Here is a 1,128-nt window from a genome sequence, read left to right on the forward strand (position 1 = left end):
GCTGGCGACCCTGGCCGGGCGGGCGATGGGAGGTCCCGCGGCAGCCTCCGTCGCCGGCGCCAACGTGCGGGTCGTCGACAAGGAGGCCGACCTCGACCTGGACGACCTCACCACGGCCACCATCCTGGTGATCCCGGCTGCAGAGGAGCTAGGCCGATGACGGGTTTCGCCATGGTGCCGCCGGAGATCACCTCGGCGCTGATGTATTCCGGTCCCGGCGCCGGATCAATGCTCGCCGCGGCGACGGCCTGGAATGGCCTGGCCAACGAACTGCACACCGCGGCAACCTCCTACAGCACCGCGATCGCAAAGCTGACCGCTGCGGGGTGGACCGGACCGTCCTCGGCTGCGATGCAGGCGGCTGTCGCACCGTACGTGACGTGGCTGTCGACGACAGCGACGCAGGCGTTGACGACGTCCGTCCACGCCGGGGCCGCGGCCAGTGCCTACCAGGCGGCGCTGGCGGCGACGGTGCCACCTGAGGCGGTCGCCGCCAATCGCAGTCAGCTGGTGATGCTGCTGGCCACCAACATCATGGGCCGCAACACGGCGGAGATCGCAGCCAACGAAGCGCAGTACGAGCAGATGTGGGCCCAGGACGCCGCCGCCATGTCCGGTTACGCCAGCGCCTCGGCCGCCGCAACCCGGCTCCCCCCGTTCGCCGCGCCGCCGAAGACCACCAATGCGGCAGGCACAGCCAGCCAGGCAACGGCGGCAGCGCAGGCGGCAGGCAACTCCACCGGCAGTGCCGTTCAGTCCGCGCCGGCCTCGCTGATACAGCAGCTGTCGACCCTTTACACCGACACCTACTCCAACGCGGCCGCCGTCGGCGAGGGCGGCGCGATGGCCAACGTCAGCCTGACCGGCACCAATGTCGGCATGGTCCAGATGAAGACGTTATGGGGCATGATGCCCTATGAGCTGCCCCCGATCTCGGAATCCGAGCTGGGGGCCGGCCTCACCGGGATGCAGTCGGTGCTGCCGAACGCGGGTCTGATGAGCGCGGTCTCAGCCGACGCCGGCAACGCGCCCAGGGTCGGGCAGTTGTCGGTGCCGCCCAGCTGGGGTACGGCGACCCCGGCGATCAGGCTGGCGGTCACCGAATTGCCCACTGCCAGCGCGGCCGCG

Annotated in this window: 1 protein-coding gene; it reads left to right on the forward strand. The window is 70.5% G+C overall.

Annotated elements, in window-relative coordinates; all coding sequences use genetic code 11:
* Positions 1-156: 156 nt before the first annotated feature.
* On the forward strand, positions 157-1,128 hold a 972-nt coding region (locus AC2VON_RS19525; RefSeq protein WP_486954429.1), incomplete at its 3' end, for a PPE family protein.

Source organism: Mycobacterium sp. TH-M82 (assembly GCF_057473605.1).